Genomic DNA, 22,654 nt, shown 5'->3' with positions numbered 1-22,654 from the left:
TCGGCGTTGTCGCTTCGTTGCGAGCGCCTCAGTCTACGTAAGGCCCAACGCGCGTCCAGTGATTGGAGTTACAGCCCCCACACCTAGACGCAAGCCCCATGATAGGCCGCGCTCAGGTGCGCGTACCGAACATGGGGCCTTACGTGCGGAATGTACGTGCTGTGTGTGGCGTGGCCGCTCAGCTGTTCGTCTTCATGAGGAGAGCGAGCACGATGATGCACGCGAACCACAACAAACCGATCACCACGGTGATGCGGTCGAGGTTGCGCTCGGCGACCGAGGAACCACCGACGGACGACTGCATGCCGCCACCGAACATGTCGGAGAGGCCGCCGCCCTTCCCCTTGTGCATCAGCACCAGCAGCATCAGCAGCCCGCTGAAGACGATCAGGGCGATCGAGAACCCCAAAACCACGGCTGGACCAACTCTCTCGGATTCGGATGAACGACGGGGGCACGGCCTTAAGGGCCATGCCCCCGCAAGAGTACGACGTATCGCCGCTAAGGCCTACTCACTGGTCCCGGAAGCGCACGATCTTGACGAACTCGTCGGCGTCCAGCGAGGCACCGCCGACCAGGGCGCCGTCGATGTCGGCCTGCGCCATGATCTCGGCGACGTTGCCTGCCTTGACGGAGCCGCCGTACTGGATGCGGACCTGGTCGGCGAGCTCCTGGGTGTACAGCTCGGCGACCTTGCCGCGGATGGCGGCGCAGACCTCCTGGGCGTCCTCGGCGCCGCAGACCTTGCCGGTGCCGATGGCCCACACGGGCTCGTAGGCGATCACGACGGACTCGGCCTGCTCGGCCGAGAGGTCCTTGAGGCCGCCTTCGACCTGGGTGAGGGTGTGGGAGACGTGGTTGCCCGCCTCGCGGACCTCCAGCTCCTCGCCGACGCACAGGATCGGGGTCAGACCGTGCTTGTACGCGGCCTTGACCTTGGCGTTGACGATCTCGTCGGTCTCCGCGTGGTACTGACGGCGCTCGGAGTGGCCGATCGCCACGTACGTGCACTTCAGCTTGGCCAGCATCGAGCCGGAGATCTCACCGGTGTAGGCGCCCGAGTCGTGCGCCGAGAGGTCCTGGGCGCCGTACTTGATCTTGAGTTTGTCGCCGTCGACCAGGGTCTGCACGGAGCGCAGGTCGGTGAAGGGCGGCAGGACGGCGACCTCGACGGCCTCGTAGTCCTTGTCCGCGAGGGCGAAGGCGAGCTTCTGGACGTGCGCGATGGCCTCAAGGTGGTTGAGGTTCATCTTCCAGTTGCCCGCCATGATCGGCGTGCGCGTGCTCATGTAGGTCAGTCCTCCAGTGCGGCGAGGCCGGGGAGCGTCTTGCCCTCAAGGTATTCGAGGGAGGCGCCGCCGCCGGTCGAGATGTGGCCGAACGCGTTCTCGTCGAAGCCCAGGATGCGGACGGCCGCGGCGGAGTCGCCACCGCCGACCACCGTGAAGGCCTGGGAGTCGAGGAGGGCCTGGGCGACCGCCTTGGTGCCCTCGGCGAATTCGGGGTGTTCGAAGACGCCCATCGGGCCGTTCCAGAAGACGGTGGCGGCGTCGGTGATCTTCGAGGCGTACAGCTTGCCGGACGCCGGGCCGATGTCCAGGCCCATCCGGTCGGCCGGGATGGCGTCCGCGGCGACGGTGGTGGCGTCGGCCGGGGCCTTGGTCTTCAGGTCCGGGAACGCGGGGGCGACCACGGCGTCGACCGGCAGGACCAGCTCGACGCCGGTCTTCTCGGCGCGCTCGATGTACTCCAGGACCGCCGGGATCTGGTCCTCCTGGAGCAGGGACGCACCGACCTCGTGGCCCTTGGCCTTGAGGAAGGTGAAGGCCATGCCGCCGCCGATGAGGATGCGGTCGGCCTTGCCGAGCAGCTCGTCGATGACGGCGAGCTTGTCGGAGACCTTGGCGCCGCCGAGCACGACCACGTAGGGCCGCTGGACCTCGTCGGTGAGCTTCTTCAGGACGCCGACCTCGGTGGCGATCAGGTAGCCGGCGTAGTGCGGCAGCTTGCCCGGGAGGTCGAAGACCGAGGCGTGCTTGCGGTGCACGGCACCGAAGCCGTCGCCGACGTAGGCGTCGGCCAGCGCGGCGAGCTGGTCCGCGAAGGCGCCGCGCTCGGCGTCGTCCTTGGAGGTCTCGCCGGTGTTGAAGCGGAGGTTCTCGACCACCGCGACCTGGCCGTCGGCGAGGCCCGCGACCGTTGCGGTGGCCGACTCGCCCACCGTGTCGGTCGCGAACGCCACGGGGGCGTCCAGGAGTTCACCGAGACGCGTGGCGGCCGGGGCGAGCGAGAAGGCCGGGTCCGGGGCGCCCTTGGGGCGGCCCAGGTGGGAGGCGACGACCACCCGGGCACCCGCCTCGGCGAGGGCCTTCACGGTCGGCAGGACGGCGCGGATACGGCCGTCGTCGGTGATGGTGGTGCCGTCCAGCGGCACGTTGAGGTCGGCGCGGACGAAGACCCGCTTGCCTGCGACGCCTTCGGCGAGAAGTTCGTCGATCGTCTTCATTGAGAGGGCTCCCGAATGGACTGGTGGTGCTCGTGATCGTAAGAGGGCCGGTCTGTACGCGAGTCAGGGCTCGGACGGCGCGTCCCTGCGCCGCCCGAGCCCTGTTCTCACATCAAAGTGCCTGCTGCTCTGTGGATCAGAGCTGGTTGCCGACGAAGACCGTGAGGTCGACGAGGCGGTTGGAGTAGCCCCACTCGTTGTCGTACCAGCCGAGGATCTTCACCGACTTGCCCTCCTGGACCATGGTCAGGGAGGAGTCGAAGGTGCAGGACGACGGGTCGCTGACGATGTCGGAGGAGACGATCGGGTCCTCCGTGTAGGACAGGTAGCCCTGCAGCTCGCCCTCGGAGGCCTTCTTGAACGCGGCGTTGACCTCGTCCTTGGTGACCTCGCGCTCCAGCTCCACGACCAGGTCGGTGGCGGAACCGGTGGGGACCGGGACGCGCATCGCGATGCCGTCGAGCTTGCCCTTGAGCTGCGGGAGGACCAGCGCGGTGGCCTTGGCGGCACCGGTGGTGGTCGGGATGATGTTCTCCGCGGCGGCGCGGGCGCGGCGCAGGTCGGAGTGCGGGAAGTCCAGGATGCGCTGGTCGTTCGTGTACGCGTGGACCGTCGTCATCAGGCCCTTGACGATGCCGAAGTTCTCGTCGAGAACCTTGGCCATCGGCGCCACACAGTTGGTGGTGCAGGAGGCGTTGGAGATGACGTGGTGGTTGGCCGCGTCGTACTTGTTCTCGTTGACGCCCATCACGATGGTGATGTCCTCGTCCTTGGCCGGAGCCGAGATGAGGACCTTCTTGGCGCCGCCCGCGATGTGCTTCTCGGCGTCGGCCTTCTTCGTGAAGATGCCGGTCGACTCGACGACGATGTCGACGCCCAGTTCGCCCCACGGGATGTCGGCGGGGTTGCGCTCGGACAGCACCTTGATGGTGTGACCGTCGACGGTGATCGTGTCGGCGGTGTGCGACACCTCGGCCTTGAGGCGGCCCAGGATGGTGTCGTACTTCAGCAGGTGCGCGGTGGTCGCGGTGTCACCCAGGTCGTTGACAGCCACGATCTCGATGTCAGCACCCTGCTCCAGCAGCGCGCGGAAGTAGTTACGACCGATGCGGCCAAAGCCGTTGATGCCTACGCGGATCGTCACGAACCGATCTCCTCGTTGGTACGCCGGTTTCGAGACCGGCGAGCTGTATGGGATGTCCCCGACCACCCCCGACCCTACCCTCCTGAGGCTTCCCTGGTGACATCGAGTCGCCCCATACACCGCAGGGCGGTCCGTACCTGTCAGTAGGGGTACGGACCGCCCCGGACCGAAAGCTCGGGTCACCCGAAATGACTACGATGAGTCACATTCGGTTCACCCGCCGATGGCTCCCAGCGCCTTGCCGAGCAGGGTCGCGCGGTCGGCCGCCGCGGTGACGTGCTCCAGGCCGAAGCCCAGCAGCACGGTGTCGTCCGTGGTGACCGCGCCGTACGTCTTGAACAGCTCTCCGGCCCGGCCCCAGTCCTTCACGACCGTGGGGCTGCCCGCCGGCGGCCCGGGCACGCTCCACGCGCCGAGCGAGGTCTCGAAGCCCTCGGTCTCGACGGCCTGGCCGCCGACGACGACCGACGTGTTGTCGAGGAGGACGCCGCGACCACCGGACCCCGGGTCGGTGATGTAGCTGAAGGACACCTCGACCGTCTTGCCCGCGTACGCGGAGAGGTCGAAGGAGACCTCCTGCCAGCCGGCCGACGCCCCGGTGAGGCTGTTCCACTGGCCGCTGGTGCCGGAGGCCGTGCAGCCGCCGGCGCCGAGCGTGAGATACCGCTTGAGGGCGGGGTGGGCCGCGATGAAGAACCCGGCCTCGCACTCTGTGGGCACGGCGGTGCTGGTGGCGCCGTTCTTCTCCGGGAGCGTGGTCCAGTCGTCGGCCCCGGCGGTGTGCGCCTCCAGGACGGCGTGGTCGTAGCCCTCCTCGGTGTCCCACAGCATTCGGGTGCGCAGGGTGGGCGCCTGCGCGGCGGTGACCTGGGTGAGGTCGATGGTGCGGGTGAGGCGGTTCCAGGCGTAGTCGCTGTGCGTGACGGCCGCCATGGAGGCGCCTTCGTACGGCCCGTACGGATTGGGTGTGCCGGGGTACGTGCCCGCTCCCGCGCTCGTGAACTGCGGGAAGGTCGTCCCGGGCAGGTTGTCCGAGGTGACGCTGAAGGAGCCGGCCGTGTCCAGCGGGTTGCCGGGAGCTGCTCCGAGGGCTCCGGAGGCCCCGGCGAGCTTGCCGGTGCCCTCGAAGGCGGTGGCGCCCGGCAGGGTCGTACGGGTGTAGGCGCCCAGGTAGTACTGACTGAAGTCGTTCGACAGGGTGCCGCCGCCCAGGTCGACGTTGCCGCCGGCCCGCTCGCCCGCCTCGATCAGCTTGCCGCCCTCGTTGAGGAAGGCCCGCAGCTGCAGTTGGGTGGGGTTGCCCGGGACGGTCGCGCCCGTGTAGTGGACGACCGACTTGAAGTGGTCCAGCACCCCGAGCGCGTCGGGTGCGCCCTGGGTGGCGACGTTCCAGACGATCGCCGTGCGGCCGTTGGCCTTCAACGCGTCGACGTACGACTGCGCCTGAGTGGCGGTCGCGTCCTCCTCGGCGACCACGAGCACGTCGGCGCGCGGGCGTTCGGCCACCGTGTAGGCGAAGTGCGCGCTGGATGTTAGCTTTCCGCTCTTGGTCTCGCCGGTGAACCAGACCTCGACCTTGTCGCCCGGATCGCCGTCGGCGACCTTGGCGCGGTACTCGTCGAAGTAGAGGTTGTCCTCGCCGCCGTACGTCTCGCCGCCCTTCCAGGCCTTGAGCGCCATGTCCTGCGTACGGCCGCCGTTGACGCGGTACTTGAGCTCCTTGTCGCGTACGGACCTGCGTACGACGACGGAGACCTCCTGGTCCGCACCGCGGGAGTACGACGTGGTGAACGGCTTCGGGGTGAAGTCCGCGGCCTTCAGGCCGAGCGAGGACTTCGGCTGGTCGGGCTGGGCCGCCGACTCCGCGACGGAGAGCGCGAACGGGATGTTCTTCTCGAACTCCTGCTGGATCAGCTTCTCGTCGTCGGGGAAGTTGAAGACCGACTGGCAGTCGGCGGCGTTCCACTGGTCGTTCGGGTCAAGGTCCGAGGCGGTCTGGCAGGTCGACATCTCGGGGGTGAACATCGCCAGGCCATTGACGTTCGACGCGTGGCCGTCCGCCTCGCCGTTGGTGGTGTACAGCTCGGAGGAGACCTGCGGACGGTAGCCGGGGATCGCGGAGTTGTCCGGGGTGCCGGCGAGCGCCTTGTACATGACGTCGTCGGGCGTGTCGGTGGCCACCTGCCAACCGACTCCGTAGAGGAGGAGTTCGGCGGCGGAGTGGTAGTTGATGCCGTAAGTGAAGCCGATCCGCTTCTCGAAGGCGTCCAGGGCCTTGGTCTCGGGCTCGGAGGACGGCGCCGCGCCGCGGTAGGTCTCACTGGTGGGATTGGGGGACGAACCCTCGTTGTCGTAGCCCCACTTGTAGGAGAAGTTGCGGTTGAGGTCGACGCCGTCGCCTACGGCGATGGTGCCGTCGCCGTTGTTGTCGTGCAGGTTCTTGCGCCACAGGCGGGTGTCGTCGCTCTGGAAGGTGTAGTCGTAGCCGTCGGGGTTGGCCGACAGGACGAACCACAGCTCGGTGGAGTCGACGATCTGCTTCAGGCGCTTGTCGGTCTTGTAGCCGTCCACGTAGTAGTGGAGCAGCCGCCTGGTCATCTCCGGCGTGATCCACTCGCGCGCGTGCTGGTTGGACATGTAGAGGACGGAGGGTTTGGCGCCGTCCTTGGACTTCTTCGCGTTCTTGGTCAGTTTGAGCGCGAGGATGTCCTGGCCGTTCACGGTCTTGCCGATGGAGACGACCTTGGTGAGGCCCGGGTTGGCCTGCGCGGTCGCGAGGATCTCCTCCTGGAGCCCGCCGCTTCCGCTGTACGGCCGGAACACGCCCTCGGCGGCCTTGTCCACACGGTCCTCGGCCTTGGCGGAGAGGGTGTGCTCGGTGAGCTCGACGCCCTTCTTTTCGAGCTTCTCGGCCTCCTGGTCGGTGAGGTAGACCTCGACGGTCGCGGTGCCCTTCTCGGGTACCTGCTCGCTCAGTTCGTGGCCGTCCTGCCCGGCCGCCAGCAGCAGGGGTACCTGCCCGCTGGTGACCTCGGCGCGGAAGACCTTGACTTCGTTCGGATCAGGAGAACTGGCGCTCTCCGCGGCCTGGGCGACGGGCGCGATGCCCGCGCCGCCGAGCAGGAGCGCGCCAACGGCGAGGATCGGTCTCGCTCTTCGTCTCATGAGCCCCCCTTGCGATGGTTCGCCACAGCAGCGAACGTATGCCAGGCTCATGACACTTCATGATCCAGTCAAGGGTGCGTCACCGACACGCAAACGCCGGTGCCGACTACCCAAATGGGCGTCGGCACCGGCGTGGTGAGTGAGCGTCAGCCGACCAGGTTGTCGGCCATCTCCTCGGTGAGGCTGGACTCGGTGCCCGGGATGCCGAGGTCCTGCGCACGCTTGTCGGCCATCGCCAGCAGGCGGCGGATACGGCCGGCGACGGCGTCCTTGGTCAGCGGCGGGTCGGCGAGCGCGCCCAACTCCTCCAGGGAGGCCTGCTTGTGGTCCATCCGCAGCCGCCCTGCGGCGGCGAGATGCTCGGGCACGTCGTCGGCGAGGATCTCCAGGGCCCGCTGGACCCGGGCCCCGGCGGCGACGGCCGCGCGCGCGGAGCGGCGGAGGTTGGCGTCATCGAAGTTGGCGAGCCGGTTGGCGGTCGCCCGCACCTCGCGGCGCATCCGGCGCTCCTCCCAGGCCAGCACCGACTCATGGGCGCCCAGCCGGGTGAGCAGGGCACCGATCGCGTCGCCGTCCCGGACGACCACCCGGTCGACCCCGCGGACCTCACGGGCCTTGGCGGCGATCGACAGCCGACGGGCGGCGCCGACCAGCGCGAGCGCTGCCTCCGGGCCCGGGCAGGTCACCTCCAGGGAGGAGGAGCGGCCGGGCTCGGTGAGCGAGCCGTGCGCCAGAAAGGCTCCGCGCCAGGCGGCCTCGGCGTCACAGGTGGCACCGGAGACGACCTGCGGGGGCAGACCCCGGATCGGGCGGCCGCGGCCGTCGACCAGACCGGTCTGGCGGGCCAGCTGGTCGCCGCCTGCCACGACCCGGACGACGTAACGCGAGCCGCGGCGCAGTCCGCCGGGTGCCATCACGATCAGCTCGGAGCTGTGGCCGAAGATCTCCAGGATGTCCCGTTTGAGTCTGCGGGCCGCCATCGCGGTGTCCAGCTCCGCCTCGATCACAATGCGCCCGCTCACCAGGTGGAGGCCGCCGGCGAACCGCAGGATGGCGGAGACCTCCGCCTTTCTGCAGCAGGTCCGGGTGACGGGGAGCCGGGAGATCTCGTCCTTCACCGCTGCCGTCATCGCCATGGGCCGATCCTTCCATGCATCCGAAAAATACGGTCGTACGCGGCGGCCAACAGCTCCGGGTCGTGCCTCGGGGTTCCGTCGGGCCGGGCCACCGGGGCCAGCTCGACCGCGGCGCCGAACCGCTTGGCGGCCTCGGTCAGCGAATCGCGGTCGGGCACGGCGGCCTGGTCGGCCAGCACCACGTCCAGGGCGAGTTTAGGGGCGTGTCGTCCCAAAACCTCCAAATGACGCTGCGGGGAGAAGCCATCGGTTTCTCCCGGCTGCGGTGCGAGGTTCAGGGAGAGTACCCGGCGTGCCTTCGTCTGCGTGAGCGCGTCCAGCAGTTCGGGCACGAGCAGGTGCGGAATGACCGAGGAGAACCACGAGCCGGGGCCGAGGACCACCCAGTCGGCGTCCAGTACGGCGGCCACGGCCTCGGGGACCGCGGGCGGGTCGTGCGGCACGACGTGCACGGACTGCACCTCGCCCGGGGTCAGGGCCACGGTCGCCTGTCCGCGTACGGTGTCGATGTCCTCGGGCCGCTCCGGGTCGTGTCCCCTGACCAGGGCCTGGAGCTCCAGAGGTACGGCGGACATGGGCAGCACCCGCCCATGCGCGCCCAGGAGCCTGCCGACCAGGTCGAGGGCCTGGACATGGTCGCCGAGCTGCTCCCAGAGGGCGACGATCAGCAGATTGCCCACCGCGTGTTCGTGCAGGTCGCCCTTGGACTGGAAGCGGTGCTGGATGACCCGGGCCCACGTCTGGCCCCAGTCGTCGTCGCCGCACAGCGCGGCCAGCGCCTTGCGCAGGTCACCGGGCGGCAGCACGCCCAGCTCGTCACGGAGCCGGCCGCTGGAGCCGCCGTCGTCGGCCACGGTGACGACGGCGGTGAGGTCACCGGTGATCCGGCGCAGGGCGGCGAGCGAGGCCGACAGGCCCATACCGCCGCCCAGCGCGACCACCTTCGGCTGAGCGCCACGCCGACGGGGCCTGGCACCGCGGGCCTCGACGGGCCGGGTCGCGCGTCCTTCGGGAACGACCCGGCGCAGCCTGCTCAGCCGTGGAGAACGTCCTGTCATTCCCGTCCCATGTCCCGGTGTACGACCACCGTCTCCACACCCTCGGCCGCGAGGCGCGCGGCGAGCTTCTCCGACGTGGCGACCGAGCGGTGCTTGCCGCCGGTGCAGCCGATGGCGATGGTCACGTACCGCTTGCCCTCACGGCGATAGCCGGCCGCGATCAGGCGCAGCAGCTCGGCGTAGCGGTCGAGGAACTCCTTGGCACCGGGCTGGTTGAAGACGTACGCCGACACCTCCTCGTTGAGGCCGGTGAAGGGGCGCAGCTCCGGGACCCAGTGCGGGTTGGGCAGGAACCGCATGTCCGCGACCAGGTCGGCGTCGACCGGGAGGCCGTACTTGAAGCCGAAGGACATGACGGTGGCCCGGAGCTCGGGCTCCTCCTCGCCGGCGAACTGGGCGTCCATCTTGGCGCGCAGCTCGTGGACGTTGAGGCTGGAGGTGTCGATCACCAGGTCGGCGTCACCGCGCAGCTCACGCAGGAGCTCGCGCTCGGCGTCGATGCCGTCGACGATGCGGCCGTCGCCCTGGAGGGGGTGAGGGCGGCGCACGGACTCGAAGCGGCGCACCAGGGCGTCGTCGGAGGACTCCAGGAAGACGATCCGCCGCGTGACGTGCTTGGACTCCAGGTCGGCGAGGGACTCACGCAGGTTGTCGAAGAAGCGCCGCCCGCGGACGTCGACGACCACCGCGATCCGGGCGACATTGCCCTGGGAGCGGGCGCCGAGCTCCACCATGGTGGGGATCAGCGCGGGCGGGAGGTTGTCGACCACGAACCAGCCGAGGTCCTCCAGACACTTGGCGGCGGTCGAGCGGCCGGCACCGGACATGCCGGAGATGATCACCAGCTCGGGGATGGCCGCCTCCGGGACTCCGGAAGTGTCGAGGGTCGCGCCCGTACTCACCTGTGCGTCGTCTCCGCCCTGATCCTGTTGTTCTTCGTGCTCGTTCACATTCATGTCTCCTGCCCCCGTCGTTCGTCCGGGGCACCCGCCGTCACGGGTTCCCCACCGGAACCCGTGGTGCCGGGTTCCTCCTCATCCATGATCTCTCCAGTCGCCGTGTTCACGGCGGGCGCGGCCGGGGCCGCCTGGGCGAGGGCCACGGCGATCGTCTCGGCCGTCTTGCGGCCTATGCCCGGGACCTCGCAGATCTGGTCGATGGTGGCGGATCGTAGTTTCTTCAAGGACCCGAAATGTTTCAGCAGGGCCTGCTTGCGCGCGTCCCCGAGCCCGGGGACCTCGTCGAGGGGGCTCGACCGGAATCGCTGGGCCCGCTTGGTGCGCTGGTAGGTGATCGCGAAGCGGTGGGCCTCATCACGGACCCGCTGCAGAAGGTACAGGCCTTCGCTGGTGCGGGGGAGCACGACCGGGTCGTCCTCGTCCGGCAGCCAGACCTCCTCCAGGCGCTTGGCGAGACCGCAGACGGCGATGTCGTCGATGCCGCGCTCGTCCAGGGCCTTCTTGGCGGCGGCGACCTGGGGCCGGCCGCCGTCCACGACGACGAGCTGGGGCGGGTAGGCGAACTTCTTGGGGCGGCCGTCGTCGTCCTTGAGGCCGTTGCCGGAGACGCTCTGCGAGTCGCTGTCCTGAAAGGCGGCATCCTCGGAAGCACCGTCCTCGGAAGCGCCGTCCACCCACTCGCCCGTCTTCTCCTTCTCGGCGAGATAACGCCGGAACCGGCGGGAGATCACCTCGTGCATGGACCGGACGTCGTCCTGACCGGCGAAGCCCTTGATCTGGAAGCGCCGGTACTCGCTCTTGCGCTGGAGCCCGTCCTCGAACACGACCATGGAGGCGACCACGTCGTCGCCCTGGAGGTGGGAGATGTCGTAGCACTCGATCCGCAGGGGGGCGCTGTCCAGGTCGAGGGCCTCGGCGATCTCCTCCAGGGCACGCGAGCGCGTGGTCAGGTCGGAGGCGCGCTTGGTCTTGTGCAGCACGAGCGCCTGCTGGGCATTGCGCTGCACGGTCTCCATGAGGGCCTTCTTGTCGCCCCGCTGCGGGATGCGCAGGGAGACACCCGACCCGCGGCGCTCGGTGAGCCACTCCTGGACGGGCTCGACCGGGTCGGGCAGGGCCGGGACGAGGACCTCCTTGGGGACCGAGTCGCCCTTCTCCTCGCCGTAGAGCTGCTGGAGGGCGTGCTCGACGAGGGCGCCGGTGGTGATCTCCTCGACCTTGTCGGTGACCCAGCCGCGCTGGCCGCGGACTCGTCCGCCGCGGACGTGGAAGATCTGGACGGCGGCCTCCAGCTCGTCCTCGGCGACCGCGATCAGGTCGGCGTCGGTCGCGTCGGCGAGCACGACCGCGCTCTTCTCCATGGCCTTCTTCAGGGCCCCGATGTCGTCGCGCAGACGGGCCGCCCGCTCGTACTCCATCTCCTCGGCCGCGTCCGTCATCTGCTTCTCCAGACGGCGGATGTAGGTGCCGGTGCGGCCGGCCATGAAGTCGCTGAACTCCTCGGCCAAGGCTCGGTGTTCGTCGGCGGTGACGCGGCCGACGCAGGGTGCCGAGCACTTGCCGATGTAGCCGAGGAGACAGGGGCGGCCGGTGCGGGCGGCGTTCTTGAAGACGCCGGCGGAGCAGGTGCGGACGGGGAAGACGCGCAGCAGGAGGTCGACGGTGTCGCGGATCGCCCACGCGTGCCCGTACGGCCCGAAGTACCTGACGCCCTTGCGTTTCTGGCCGCGCATCACCTGTACGCGGGGGAACTCCTCGTTCATCGTCACCGCGAGGTACGGGTAGCTCTTGTCGTCGCGGTACTTGACGTTGAACCGGGGGTCGTACTCCTTGATCCAGGAGTACTCCAGCTGCAGGGCCTCGACCTCCGTGGACACCACCGTCCACTCCACGGACGCGGCCGTGGTCACCATCGTGCGGGTGCGGGGGTGCAGGCTCGCCAGGTCCTGGAAGTAGTTCGCCAGGCGCTGACGCAGGCTCTTCGCCTTTCCGACGTAGATCACCCGACGGTGTTCGTCACGGAACCTGTACACCCCGGGAGAGTCCGGGATCTCCCCTGGTTTGGGGCGGTAGCTGGAGGGGTCGGCCATGTCTCACACCCTACTGGCGAGGGCTGACACTCCGGTGAGCCTGTGGACAACGGCCGGGGTCTGTCCGGCGGGCCGTGTGCGGAGCCCTACGCAGGCGGCCGGGGTGATCTCCGGCGGCCCATGGCCACGCACGGGGACGGCCGCTAGCCTCCCGGTGTGATCTTCGCATTTCTCGACACCGCCGAGGTCGCGTCCGTGCTGCTGCGTTCGCCGCTGCTGGCCGAGCGATGGGAGCGGCCGAGCGCGCTGGACCGGTTTCGGATCAGCGGCCTGGCCGGGCATCTGGCCCGTGCGGTCCTCAACGTCGAGCGCTGGCTGGCCGAACCGCTCCCGGCGGACCGGCTCCCCGTTGACGCGGTCACGTACTTCCTGGCCGGTGTCGGCCCGGCGCCGCGTCTGGACGACGCGGTGCCGCTCCGGATCCGCGAGGTGGGCGAGCGGGAGGCGGCCGGTGGGCCTGATGCCCTGGTCGAGGCGTTCGACGCCGCTCGCGCCCGGCTCGCGGTGCGGCTGCCGACCATGCCGCTCGACCGGCCTGTCGGTGTGTTCACCCATGTACTGCCGCTCGACCAGTGCCTGCTCACCCGCCTCGTGGAACTCGTGGTCCACCTCGACGACCTGGCCGTGAGTCTGGAGGTTCCCACACCGTCGGTGCCCGCCGAGGCCACCGAAGCGGTCACCGACTGCCTCACCCGGATCGCCGTGGCCCGGCACGGCTTCCTTCCGGTGATGCGCACCCTGGCCCGCCGGGAGCGGGTCACCGATCCGATCGCGGCCTTCTAGAAACTTCTGGAAACCAGTGCCTGTCGGGGCATGGCCCCGGAGTCCGATCGTGGTCGCGGTGCCGGGGACGTGGCAGGCGCAGACGCCCTTCGCATGATCCTCCGGACAGGTCCTAACGGGATTCCAGAAACGTCAGCACGGCCAGGACCCGGCGGTGGTCGTCGGTGTCCTCTGTGAGGCCGAGCTTACCGAGGATGCTGCGGACGTGCTTCTCGACGGTGCCCTCGGTGACCCACAGCCGGCGGCCGATGCCGGCGTTGGAGCGGCCCTCCGCCATCAGGGAGAGGACCTCGCGCTCGCGAGCGCTGAGCTGGGCGAGAGGGTCGTCCCGGCGCTGGGCGGAGACCAGCTCCTGCACCAGAGAGGGGTCGACGACCGAGCCGCCCCGGTGGATGCGCTCCAGGGCCTCGATGAACTCGTCGACGACCGTGACCCGGCTCTTGAGGAGGTAGCCGATCTTGCGGCCGCTCGCCAGCAGCTCCAGAGCTTCCTCGACCTCGACGAAAGCCGAGAGGACAAGGATGCCGGTGTCGGGGTGGCGCTCACGGATCGTGCGGGCCGCCTTGAGGCCCTCGGTCGAATGGTCCGGGGGCATCCTTATGTCGACGATCGCCAGTTCGGGGCGCTCCTCGTCGACCAGTTCCAGGAGTCGGACCGCGTCACCGGCCTGGCCCGCGACCTGGTATCCGACGCGCTCGCACAGACTGGCCAGGCCCTCCCTGAGCAGGATGTCGTCGTCGGCGAGGACGACCCGTCCCCGTGCCGGTTGCTGCGCTGCGTCTCCCATTGATCCCGGCCCCCCGTCGCCCAGCCTCCGCGGTGCGTCGTCCAAAGTCGGAGCTCCCCCGGCCCCGCCCGCTGTCTGCGCTCCAACAGCCTGCCCCACCCTTGGGGTTACGGCTAGCCGGAAGCGGAATTGGAGGCTTGCCGTGACGACATGCGGACGTTTCCAGGCGATTCTCGAACCAGTGCAGATGCGGTCCGACCGGCCGTCCCGGGCGAGGGACGGAGGGTCGCACGGCCGAAGGGTGCGGAAGATGCGGCGGACGCGGATCGAGAAGCAGCGGCGACCGGTCCGTGCCCGTCGGTACCCGGACGAGGCGTACGGCGCGATCGGCGTCCTGGATGATCCCAGGGACCCGGACATCGTGCGCGCCAAGCGCCTGCAGACCGCACAGAACGGCGGAACCCACCGCCCCTAGTGCCGGACGGATGCCTCTCCGTCCGACAGGGACCGCCCGGAGCGTACGCGACGTCACCAAGTTCAGGCTTCCCCACCTGGACGAACTCCCCGGCGTGCGCCCCGGGCGGTCACAAGTCCGGCGAGGGCCCGCCCAAGGGCAGCCGCACGTCCAGGATGGTGCCCTCGCCGGGCGGGCTGCTGACGGCCAGCTTGCCGCCGATCGCCTCGACCCGGTCGATGAGACCGATCAGACCGGAGCCTCGGCCCGGCTCGGCGCCCCCGACTCCGTCGTCGCGGATGGTCAGTTCCAGCACACCGTCCCGGATCCCGGCCCCGACGCTCACCACGCGCGCGTGCGCGTGTTTCGCCGTGTTGGTGAGGGACTCGGAGGTCACGTAGTAGGCGGCCACCTCAAGTTGTTCCGGCAGCCGGGCCGCGGGCAGTTGCAGGTCGAGTTCGACGGGGAGGGCGGCGCGGCGGGCCAGGGAGCGCAGGGCGGGGCCCAGGCCACCCTTGGAGAGGATGGCCGGGTGGATCCCCCGGGCCACCTGGAGCAGGTCCTGGAAGGCGTCGTCGAGGCCCTTGCCGACGTGTGCCAGTTGCTCGGCCAGCTCCGAGGACGGGTCGGTCACCAGGCTCTCGGCGAGCCGCAGGTCCAGTTGGAGGGCGACGAGCCGTTGCTGGACACCGTCGTGCAGATCGCGCTCGATGCGTCGCCGGGAGGCGTCCGACGCGGCCACCACGCGCGCGCGTGAGGCGGTCAGCTGGTCGCGGCTGTCGGCGTTGGCGATGGCGGTGGCGACGAGTTCGGTGAAGTCGGCCAGCCGCGACTCGGTACCGGCGGGCAGTGTGTCCAGCGGGGAGGCCGCTAGGACGAAGCCCCACAGCCGGTCGTCGACGACGATGGGCGCGCCCACGGCGTGGCCGACGTGGGCGGCGCGCCGGGTCCTGGTGATCTCGTCGACCAGCTCGCGCCCCGCCTTCCTGCGTGCCTCGCGGGTGGACTGTTCCAGTTCCGTCGGGATGCCGAGAATGGTCCCGAGGACCATCTGACTGCCGTCGGACTCCTGCCGCAGCACGGCCGCGGTGGTGTCCAGCAGATCCCCCACCTCCTGGGCCACCTTCGCGAACACCTCGGGCGGCGGGGCGCCGTGGGCCACCAGGGTGGCGACCCGGCGCAGGGCGGCCTGTTCCCTGGCGGTACGGCGGCTCTCGGTGACGTCGCGGGCCGTGGCGTAGATGAGGCCCTCCTCGGGGACCGGCCGGGCGCTCCACTGCAGCCAGCACTCGGTGCCGTCGGCCCGCAGGTAGCGGTTCTCGAACTCGGCCACCTCGGCACCGCTCGCGAGTCGCGCCAGGGCCTCCCGCGTGGTGTCGCGGTCCTCCTCGTGCACGAACTCGATGTACGGCGTCGTCAGGATCGTCTCGCGCGGGTAACCCAGGGTGTGCTCGAAGGCCGGGTTGACCCGCTTGAAGTAGCCGTCGAGTCCGCTGACGCAGAGCAGGTCCAGGGAGAGGTTGAAGATGCCCGCCAGTTCCTGCTCGGCCTTCTCGCGCCGCCCGTGCGCCGCCGCGAAGGACGCCATGGTGCCGTTCATGCCGCCTAGCAGCTGACTCCAGGTGCCCTCGAAGGAGGCCTCGTCGGCGCGGTGTTCGAGGCGGTTGTGGTCGATCGCCGTGTTCATGGCGCGGATCTCCGCGGCCAGTCGCTCGGTGGTCACCCGCAGTTCGCGGAAGGTGTCGGCGACATCGCCCAGTTCGTCGCGGCCCGCGTACCGGATGTCGTACGAGAGATCGCCGTACGACAGCGCCCTGGCGCCCGCGGAGACCTGGCCGAGGGGCCGGGTGATCGACCGGCTGAGCGCGAGGGCGAGGAAGGTGACGAGGGCGAGCACGGCCAGGGAGGTGGTGAGGTCGCGCACCGCGCGGGTCTCCGCGTCGCTGCGGTCGTGGCCGGCGGTGATGTCGAGTTCACGGGCGGCCCGGCCCTGGATGCCGCGCAGGGAGTCGATGCGGGCCCCGGAGTCGGCCAGCCAGTGTTCGTACGACGGCCAGTCGGCACTCTCCGGGCGGGCGGTGGCGAGCAGGTCGCGGACATGGCGGACGGCTCGGCCGGGGTCCTGGAACTGGATGACGTAGAGCTGGGTGCGCAGTTCGGCCGAGGTGTTCTCCCGGAAGGCGTCCAGCTGGGCGGTTTCGAGGGCGGGCCAGCGTCCGGCGCCGGTGGGGCGGCCAGCGGGCCCGGCGAGCAGGGCGGCGACCTCCGCCTGCTCCCGTTCGGCGGCCTCGATGGCCCGCAGGAGCGCGATGTGGGCGTCGGCCGCGCGGCCCGAAGCCCGGGTGGGGCGCCCGGATTCGAGCGCGGTGACGTCGTCGAGCAGGGTGTCCTCGACGTTGCCGTACTGCTCGGCGATGTCGGGGGCGGCGAGCGAGCCGGTGCTCGTCTGGACGCGCAGCGAGTGCAGTTGACGGCCGAGGGTGTCGAGGTCGCCGGCGACGTCGGAGCCGGACCACGAGGCGGCGCGTGCCGCGGCGCCTTCCAGGACCCGGCCGGTGATCCGCTCCGCCTCGGTCCGCTCCGCCAGGGTGCCAGGGCCGGGGCGCAGCCGGGCCTTGACGGCGGCGAGGCGTTCACGTCCGACGGCGTCGGTGACCTCGGTCGCCGCGAGCGACACGTCGGTCCCGGTGTGGAACTCGCGCAGGGTCCGCGCCTCCCGCCACTGGGTCACGGAGCTGAACGCGGTGAAGGCGAGCAGTCCGGTCACCGGCAGCAGGACCAGCAGCATCAGTTTCCGGCGTACGCGCAGCCGGGCGAGGAGCGGGATGCGGTGCGGGGACCGGGGGCTTCGTCTGAGCGGTGAGCGGCGCATGACAGAGCCTCAGGCGTTGCCGCTTCCGTGTCTCGCGCCATCGGGTTCCGTCATCCGAAACACCCCTCTGTGGTCGGCACCTTCACTCGTCCGTGTCGGTGTACCGCCGGTCGGCATCGAACGGTCGGTCGTGACCCGGCTTCCGCAGCTTCTTCAGCATGCCCGGGAACTCCGCTGCCGTCCATGTGTCCCGAGGGTCAGGTGACTTCGGCCGGCGGCGGCTCAGGATCCGTCCTGCGGGTAACCGTCGTGGGCGGCGAGGTCCTTGTCGATGGCCTCGACCGCCTCGTCGAGGGTGGCCTTCACCGGCGCCCCGTCGATCATGATCTTCCGGAAGGCCCGGGAGAACGCCTCGGTGACCGCCGGATAGGCGGGCGTCCGCGGCCTCGGCCGGGCGACCCCGTCCGTCAACTGCTCGATGAACAGGCGCTCGGCGCCGCCCTCGGCGTACTCCGGCGAGAGCTTCACCGCGCTGTTCGTGGCCGGGATGGCGCCATTGGCCGTGCTCATCCGGTGGATCTGGTCCGGCTTCAGCAGATAGGCGAGGAAGCGCCACACGGCGTCGCCGTCGGCCCTGCCCGAGGTCACGCCCCACTGCCAGGAGCCCATTCCGGTCACGGTGCCCTCGCCGAAGTCCGGCAGCGGCACGATCTCCACGTCGCCGGGGAAGTGCTTGGTGTAGTCCGGGTACCACCAGTGGCCGGTCCAGGAGATGACACTGTGACCCTGATCGAACGCCTGGCCGGTCTTGCCGGGCTCGACGAGCCCCTCCTTGACCCAGTTCTGCAGGGTGGTGAGCGCCCCGACCGACTCGGGCCCGTTGAGGAAGCCGTCGGCCGTGCGGAACGTCCTGGGGTCGATCAGGTCGCCGCCCGCCGACCACACGGCGGGCGCGAAGCCGTACGTGTTCCACTCCTCGCCGGGTTTCGCGTAGACGAGGCCCATGTCGAGCGGGTACGGGTAGCCAGCCTTGCGCAGCGTACGCAGGATCTTCGTGAACTCGTCGGCGGTCCAGGCGTCCTCGGCACCTCTGGGGATGCGGATGCCGGCCTTCTTCAGAACCGACGGCCGCACATAGAGCCCCAGTCCTGAGTCGAAGGTGCCGATGCCGTACAACCGTCCGGCATAGGTGCCCTGTTGGCGGATCGACGGCAGCAGGTCCTTCCGGAGTGCGCCGGACACGCAGGAGTCGATCGGCTTGATCTTGCCGGACCAGGCGTAGCTGTAGAGCCGTGGCCCGTCGAAGTCGAGCAGGTCCGGGAGGTCGCCGCTGGCCGCGGCGGAGAGCACCAGTTCGTTGTACGGCCGCTGCTCGGGAAGCGTGACCACCTCGACCCGTACCTGCCGCTGCGCTTTGTTGAAGTCCTGGACCTGGCGGCGCAGGGTGTTGTACTCGGCGCTCGGTCCCGCGTGGAACCACACCGTGACATGCGCGGTGCCGTCGATCCTGCCGTCGCAGGTGGTGTCGGTGCGAGTCCGCTCACCCTTGCCGTCGTCGCCTCCCCCGCCACCGCACGCGGCGAGCAGCAGCGCGGCTCCCACCAGCCCCGAGGCCAGGGCACGACGCCCCCAGCCCCTTCCGACGTTTCCGAGCTGCGCCTTCATCACGCACCCCCACTCGACCGGACTCCCACGGCCTCCCCAGGGCAGCCCACATGCTACCCGCCGTGACCTCCCGCTGCGCTGGGTGAACGCTGACTGACCGACTCGGCACAGGACTTGAGCACATTCCAGGTGCCCGGAAGCAATCCGCGCCGACTCTTTCCGGGTAGCCGGAAAGCGCAATCACCTGCTGGTTGGGACCCTGTCCGCATGTCCATGCGCTGTCTTCTCGTCGATGACAGCATCCGGTTCCTGGAGGCCGCGCGAAGTCTGCTGGAACGCGACGGGATACCTGTCGTCGGCGTCGCCCTGTCAGGTACCGAGGCTCTCGTGCGGGCCGCGGAGCTGACCCCGGACGTCGTCCTGGTCGACCTCGACCTCAACGGCGAGAGCGGTTTCGACGTGGCCGTGGAACTGGCCCGCAGTGTTTCCGCCGTCATCATCCTGATCTCCACGCATGCCCTTGAGGACTTCGAGGAGCTCGTCGCCGGCAGTCCGGCGCGCGGCTTCCTGCCCAAGTCGGCGCTGTCGGCGCGGGCGATCAGGGAGTTGCTGGGCAGCGTCGGGGAGGCCGCTCCCGGCTGAGCGAGCGGGCCGCGATCCGGCCCGGAGTACGCCACTGTTCGGCGACAGGTGTTGTCGGGACTTGGTCAACACGCTTCAATGCGGGGGAACTCGGGGCCGGGAACGGCGGCGTACGGATGTGAAGTCTCCGCCTGCACTGCCGCGGACGGCCCCGGCGCACCCTCACGAACGGCCTGACCAGCCGTCCGGACCTGCACAGAAAGGCCCCTGCATGCCGCACGCCACACAGCACGCGGACGTCGCGACCGTCGCCGCCGCGGAACTGGACACGGCCCTGCGAGGCGGCCCCTTCCATGTCGCGCTGCGCGCCGCGATCGCCGCCCGGGGGCTGCCGCTGCAGCGCGTCCAGCACCATCTGTCGCGGCACGGGGTCAAGGTCGGTGTCACCAGCCTGAGTTACTGGCAACAGGGGGCCCGGCGGCCGCAGCGTCCCGAGTCGCTGCGGGCCGTACGGGCGCTGGAGGAGATCCTGCAGCTGCCGGAGGAGTCGCTGATCAGGCTGCTGGCCGAGAGCGAGGACCGGTCGGCCGCCGAGCGGCCCGCGGCCCGTTCCTACCGCTCCCTCCTGGCCGCCTCGGACGTACTCGAACAGCTGCTGGGCGAGCTGGACTCGCCGCTCGACGGCGGGCTGCACTCCCTCGGTCACCACGAGCACATAGGGATCGGGGTACGCCGCGAGCTGCGCAGCCGCGAGTCGCACCACATCGTGCGCGCCCACCGGGAGGGCGTCGACCGCTTCATGGCCGTCCACCACGGCGACCCGGGGTGCGTGCCGGAGCTCATGACCGTGCACGCGCTGGAGAACTGCCGTACGGGGCGCGTCCGTTCGCACCACGACACCGGCGTGCTGGTGGCCGAGCTGCTCCTCGACGCCCGGCTGCGGGCCGGTGACACCTTCCTCTTCCGCTACCGCGTCGAGGACGGCACGGCCGGTGTCTCCCGCGAGTACGTCCGCGGCTTCGGCTCGCCCGGCGGCCAGTACGCGCTCCAGATCCGGTTCGACGAGAAGGCCCTGCCGCTGCGCTGCCACCGGTTCGCCCAGCACTCCCCCGCGGCCCCCCGCAGCGGCCGCCAGGAACTGGCCCTCACCGGCCTGCATCACTCGGTGCACCTGGTCGAGCCGCGGGTGCGGTCGGGGGTCGTGGGGATCGGGTGGGACTGGGAGTGACGCGACCGGGCGTGGGTGGGCCGGTGTCGAGGCACCGGGCGTGGGTGGCCCGGTGTCGAGGCGGTGACTGCACGTAAACGCTTGCGCAAGCGTTTACGTGCGCTGCCGGATGGGATACCTTCCCGGCCGTGGGCCTCCGTTCCGGTGTCCCGTGGGTGCCGTTCCGGGAGGAGGACTCGATGCCGACCATGGCCGACGTGGCCCGCAGTGCGGGGGTGTCCGTGGCGACCGTCTCGCACGTCCTCAACGGCACCCGGCCGGTCCTGCCCCGGACCCGGCAGGCGGTGCTGGACGCCGTCGACGAGCTCGGCTACACCCCCAACACCCTCGCCCGTTCCCTGGTGACCTCCCGCACCCGCTCCATCGGGCTCGCGGTGTCGGCGATCAGCAATCCGTACTTCACGGAGATCCTCCAGGGCGTCGAGGCGAGCGCCCTGGAACACGGCTACGGCCTGCTCATCGCCGATCCGCACGACGACCCCGAGCATGAGCGCAAAGTCGTCCAACTGCTGCACGAGCGGCGCGTGGACGGCGTGATCGTCGCGCCCTCGGCGGACCCCCGCGAACTCGTCTCCTATCTAGGGCGCCACGAGGTCCCCGCCGTGTTCCTCGACCGGTTGGTAGCCGTCCCCGCGGACGTCCCGCAGCGCTTCGACCAGGTCTGCGCCGAGAACACCGAGCCGACGGCCCGCCTGGTCACCCACCTCGCCGGGCTCGGCCACCGGCGCATCGGGCTGGTCGCCGGCCTGCCCGGGCTCAGCACCACCGTCGAACGGATCTCCGGATACCGACAGGGCCTGACGGCCACCGGTCTCCCCTACGACGATCACCTGGTCGCCCACGGCGACTCCGAGTCGGCCGGAGCCGAGCGCGCCACCTCCGCCCTGCTCTCCCTCGCCTCCCCGCCCACGGCTCTCGTCACCGCCAACAACGCGATGACCATCGGGACCCTGCGCGCCCTGCGCGAACGCGGTCTGTCGGTACCGGACGACCTCGCCCTGTGCTGCTTCGACGACTTCTCCTGGGCCGACCTGTTCTCCCCCCGGCTCACCGCGATCGCCCAGCCCAGCAGGGAGATCGGCGCCCAGGCGGTCCGGGTGCTCCTGGAACGCCTCGACGCACCGGACCGGCCCGCGCGGACCGTGCGCCTGGACTGCGCGTTCGTCCATCGCACGTCGTGCGGGTGCCCCGACGCCGGGGTGGGGTCGGGGCGCTCTGTACAGCTTTCGCAGTCCCCGCAGTCCCCGCAGTCCTTGCAGTCCCCGCAGTTCGAGAAAGGAAGCGTCTCGTGATCGTCGTCGCCGGTGAGGCCCTGATCGACCTGGTACCGCAGGGCAGGGGCGCACTCGCGGGCCTCAAGCCGGCACTCGGCGGCGGCCCCTACAACACCGCCGTGGCCCTTGGCCGACTCGGCTCCCCCACCGCCTTCTGCTCGCGCACCTCGCTCGACGCCTTCGGTGAGGCCCTGCTCGGCGGCCTGCGGGAGGCGGGAGTGGACGTCTCCGGCGTGCAGCGTGGCACCGAGCCCACCACACTCGCCGTCGCCACGATCGACAGCCACGGCTCGGCCGCCTACTCCTTCTACGTCGACGGCACCGCCGACCGTCTGTTCACGGCACCCGCCGAACTCCCCGCCGGCACACGTGCGGTGTCCTTCGGTACCTGCTCGCTCGTCCTGGAACCGGGGGCGAGCGCCTACGAGGAACTGCTGCGTGCCGCCGCCGCGCAGGGTGTGTTCACCGCACTCGACCCGAACATCCGGGCCGGGCTGATTCCCGACGCGGACGCCTACCGGGCCCGGTTCAAGAGCTGGCTGCCGTCGGTGTCCCTGCTCAAGCTCTCCGAGGAGGACGCGCAGTGGCTGGGCGGCACTCCGCACGAGTGGCTGGCCGCGGGGCCCTCGGCCGTCGTCATCACCCAGGGCGGCGACGGGCTGACCGTGTTCACCCAGGACGGGAAGGCGCTTCCCGTGCCGGGCGAGCAGGTCGACGTGGTGGACACGATCGGCGCCGGCGACACCGTGAACGCGGCTTTGCTGCACGGCCTGGCCGCCCTCGACGCACTGACCCCGGCGGCACTCGCGAGCCTTGGTGTGGGCGACTGGACCCGGCTGCTGCGGTTCGCCGCCCGCGCGGCGGCGATCACCTGTTCACGGGCGGGAGCACAGCCGCCGTACGCGTCCGAACTGGGTGAACCGTAAGGGTCGTTCGCCGTCAGGAAGCGACTTGCGGGCGTCAGCTTTCAACCGCGCGCAGGGCTCCGGGCTCGTGGAACGAGTGGTGGCCCGCGGGGGGGTGCCGCCGGGCGCCCCCAGGCACGGGCTGGTTGCGGCGGGGTGCGGGCCCCCCCGCCGCCAGGCGTAAGGACTGCGCGCCCCGGGCGTATAAGAACCGGGCGGGGGGGGC

General features: G+C 70.3%; 18 protein-coding genes. 6 read left to right on the top strand and 12 right to left on the bottom strand.

Translation table 11 applies throughout. From position 1 onward, the window contains the following. Positions 1-178: 178 nt before the first annotated feature. The 9 genes from secG to uvrC all read right to left on the bottom strand — a co-directional run bounded on the left by secG (position 179) and on the right by uvrC (position 12,058). Positions 179-409 (bottom strand): preprotein translocase subunit SecG, encoded by a 231-nt coding sequence (gene secG / locus ACI2L1_RS33410; protein WP_404743167.1) that lies wholly within the window; start codon positions 407-409, stop codon positions 179-181. Positions 410-512: 103 nt separating this feature from the next. Continuing rightward, complete coding sequence (tpiA, locus tag ACI2L1_RS33405; protein WP_404743154.1) at positions 513-1,289, bottom strand: triose-phosphate isomerase; 777 nt, start codon at positions 1,287-1,289, stop codon at positions 513-515. 5 nt (positions 1,290-1,294) lie between these two features. After that, complete coding sequence (locus ACI2L1_RS33400; protein ID WP_404743153.1) at positions 1,295-2,506, bottom strand: phosphoglycerate kinase; 1,212 nt, start codon at positions 2,504-2,506, stop codon at positions 1,295-1,297. Positions 2,507-2,642: 136 nt separating this feature from the next. Continuing rightward, positions 2,643-3,650: a type I glyceraldehyde-3-phosphate dehydrogenase gene (gap, locus tag ACI2L1_RS33395; RefSeq protein ID WP_030318674.1), complete on the bottom strand. Its 1,008-nt coding sequence runs from the start codon at positions 3,648-3,650 to the stop codon at positions 2,643-2,645. A gap of 213 nt (positions 3,651-3,863) precedes the next feature. Further along, on the bottom strand, positions 3,864-6,815 hold the full coding sequence (locus tag ACI2L1_RS33390) for a M14 family zinc carboxypeptidase (protein ID WP_404743152.1): 2,952 nt from the start codon (positions 6,813-6,815) through the stop codon (positions 3,864-3,866). Positions 6,816-6,961: 146 nt separating this feature from the next. Further along, entirely contained in the window at positions 6,962-7,951 is a 990-nt protein-coding gene (whiA, locus tag ACI2L1_RS33385) for a DNA-binding protein WhiA (RefSeq protein WP_404743151.1), read from the bottom strand. Next, positions 7,942-9,009, bottom strand: coding sequence for a uridine diphosphate-N-acetylglucosamine-binding protein YvcK (yvcK, locus tag ACI2L1_RS33380; RefSeq protein ID WP_404743150.1), 1,068 nt, complete (start codon positions 9,007-9,009; stop codon positions 7,942-7,944). The genes whiA and yvcK overlap by 10 nt, the downstream gene beginning before the upstream one ends. Continuing rightward, positions 9,006-9,965: an RNase adapter RapZ gene (rapZ, locus tag ACI2L1_RS33375; RefSeq protein ID WP_404743149.1), complete on the bottom strand. Its 960-nt coding sequence runs from the start codon at positions 9,963-9,965 to the stop codon at positions 9,006-9,008. Before rapZ ends, yvcK begins: the two co-directional genes overlap by 4 nt. Further along, positions 9,962-12,058: an excinuclease ABC subunit UvrC gene (uvrC, locus tag ACI2L1_RS33370; protein ID WP_404743148.1), complete on the bottom strand. Its 2,097-nt coding sequence runs from the start codon at positions 12,056-12,058 to the stop codon at positions 9,962-9,964. The genes rapZ and uvrC overlap by 4 nt, the downstream gene beginning before the upstream one ends. 156 nt (positions 12,059-12,214) lie before the next feature. Between uvrC and ACI2L1_RS33365 the strand changes: the two genes are divergently transcribed. Further along, positions 12,215-12,841: a maleylpyruvate isomerase N-terminal domain-containing protein gene (locus ACI2L1_RS33365; RefSeq protein WP_404743147.1), complete on the top strand. Its 627-nt coding sequence runs from the start codon at positions 12,215-12,217 to the stop codon at positions 12,839-12,841. Between the two features lie 112 nt (positions 12,842-12,953). Here the strand turns inward: ACI2L1_RS33365 and ACI2L1_RS33360 are convergent, their stop codons facing one another. After that, a complete protein-coding gene (locus ACI2L1_RS33360; protein WP_404743146.1) occupies positions 12,954-13,628 on the bottom strand; it encodes a response regulator in 675 nt (224 codons plus the stop codon). Positions 13,629-13,878: 250 nt separating this feature from the next. Between ACI2L1_RS33360 and ACI2L1_RS33355 the strand changes: the two genes are divergently transcribed. Next, entirely contained in the window at positions 13,879-14,043 is a 165-nt protein-coding gene (locus ACI2L1_RS33355; protein ID WP_404743145.1) for a hypothetical protein, read from the top strand. Positions 14,044-14,152: 109 nt separating this feature from the next. Here ACI2L1_RS33355 and ACI2L1_RS33350 read toward each other — a convergent pair whose 3' ends face one another. Continuing rightward, positions 14,153-16,894 (bottom strand): PAS domain S-box protein, encoded by a 2,742-nt coding sequence (locus ACI2L1_RS33350; protein WP_404743144.1) that lies wholly within the window; start codon positions 16,892-16,894, stop codon positions 14,153-14,155. A gap of 222 nt (positions 16,895-17,116) precedes the next feature. Beyond that, entirely contained in the window at positions 17,117-18,499 is a 1,383-nt protein-coding gene (locus ACI2L1_RS33345) for an ABC transporter substrate-binding protein (protein WP_404743143.1), read from the bottom strand. Positions 18,500-18,706: 207 nt separating this feature from the next. On the opposite strand from ACI2L1_RS33345, the gene ACI2L1_RS33340 reads away from it, so the two are divergent. The 4 genes from ACI2L1_RS33340 (at position 18,707) to ACI2L1_RS33325 (ending at position 22,449) form a co-directional block, all read left to right on the top strand. Next, positions 18,707-19,081 (top strand): response regulator, encoded by a 375-nt coding sequence (locus ACI2L1_RS33340; RefSeq protein ID WP_404743142.1) that lies wholly within the window; start codon positions 18,707-18,709, stop codon positions 19,079-19,081. Positions 19,082-19,292: 211 nt separating this feature from the next. Beyond that, on the top strand, positions 19,293-20,249 hold the full coding sequence (locus tag ACI2L1_RS33335; protein WP_404743141.1) for a hypothetical protein: 957 nt from the start codon (positions 19,293-19,295) through the stop codon (positions 20,247-20,249). A gap of 179 nt (positions 20,250-20,428) precedes the next feature. Beyond that, positions 20,429-21,541 carry a LacI family DNA-binding transcriptional regulator gene (locus tag ACI2L1_RS33330; RefSeq protein WP_404743166.1) on the top strand — a complete coding sequence of 371 codons (1,113 nt, stop codon included), beginning with the start codon at positions 20,429-20,431 and terminating at the stop codon, positions 21,539-21,541. Continuing rightward, entirely contained in the window at positions 21,538-22,449 is a 912-nt protein-coding gene (locus ACI2L1_RS33325) for a carbohydrate kinase (protein WP_404743140.1), read from the top strand. Before ACI2L1_RS33330 ends, ACI2L1_RS33325 begins: the two co-directional genes overlap by 4 nt. The last annotated feature ends 205 nt before the right edge of the window (positions 22,450-22,654 follow it).

The sequence above is a fragment of the Streptomyces sp. NPDC019531 genome (assembly GCF_044903305.1).
Taxonomy (GTDB): Bacteria; Actinomycetota; Actinomycetes; order Streptomycetales; family Streptomycetaceae; genus Streptomyces.
This window is presented reverse-complemented; position numbering and strand designations above follow the sequence as displayed.

Coding starts and splice junctions, on each gene's coding strand:
- tpiA (WP_404743154.1), bottom strand. CDS start 1,289: ATGAGCACGCGCACGCCGATCATGGCGGGCAACTGGAAGATGAACCTC.
- ACI2L1_RS33400 (WP_404743153.1), bottom strand. CDS start 2,506: ATGAAGACGATCGACGAACTTCTCGCCGAAGGCGTCGCAGGCAAGCGG.
- ACI2L1_RS33390 (WP_404743152.1), bottom strand. CDS start 6,815: ATGAGACGAAGAGCGAGACCGATCCTCGCCGTTGGCGCGCTCCTGCTC.
- whiA (WP_404743151.1), bottom strand. CDS start 7,951: ATGGCGATGACGGCAGCGGTGAAGGACGAGATCTCCCGGCTCCCCGTC.
- yvcK (WP_404743150.1), bottom strand. CDS start 9,009: ATGACAGGACGTTCTCCACGGCTGAGCAGGCTGCGCCGGGTCGTTCCC.
- rapZ (WP_404743149.1), bottom strand. CDS start 9,965: ATGAATGTGAACGAGCACGAAGAACAACAGGATCAGGGCGGAGACGAC.
- uvrC (WP_404743148.1), bottom strand. CDS start 12,058: ATGGCCGACCCCTCCAGCTACCGCCCCAAACCAGGGGAGATCCCGGAC.
- ACI2L1_RS33360 (WP_404743146.1), bottom strand. CDS start 13,628: ATGGGAGACGCAGCGCAGCAACCGGCACGGGGACGGGTCGTCCTCGCC.
- ACI2L1_RS33355 (WP_404743145.1), top strand. CDS start 13,879: ATGCGGCGGACGCGGATCGAGAAGCAGCGGCGACCGGTCCGTGCCCGT.
- ACI2L1_RS33350 (WP_404743144.1), bottom strand. CDS start 16,894: ATGCGCCGCTCACCGCTCAGACGAAGCCCCCGGTCCCCGCACCGCATC.
- ACI2L1_RS33345 (WP_404743143.1), bottom strand. CDS start 18,499: ATGAAGGCGCAGCTCGGAAACGTCGGAAGGGGCTGGGGGCGTCGTGCC.
- ACI2L1_RS33340 (WP_404743142.1), top strand. CDS start 18,707: ATGTCCATGCGCTGTCTTCTCGTCGATGACAGCATCCGGTTCCTGGAG.
- ACI2L1_RS33335 (WP_404743141.1), top strand. CDS start 19,293: ATGCCGCACGCCACACAGCACGCGGACGTCGCGACCGTCGCCGCCGCG.
- ACI2L1_RS33330 (WP_404743166.1), top strand. CDS start 20,429: ATGCCGACCATGGCCGACGTGGCCCGCAGTGCGGGGGTGTCCGTGGCG.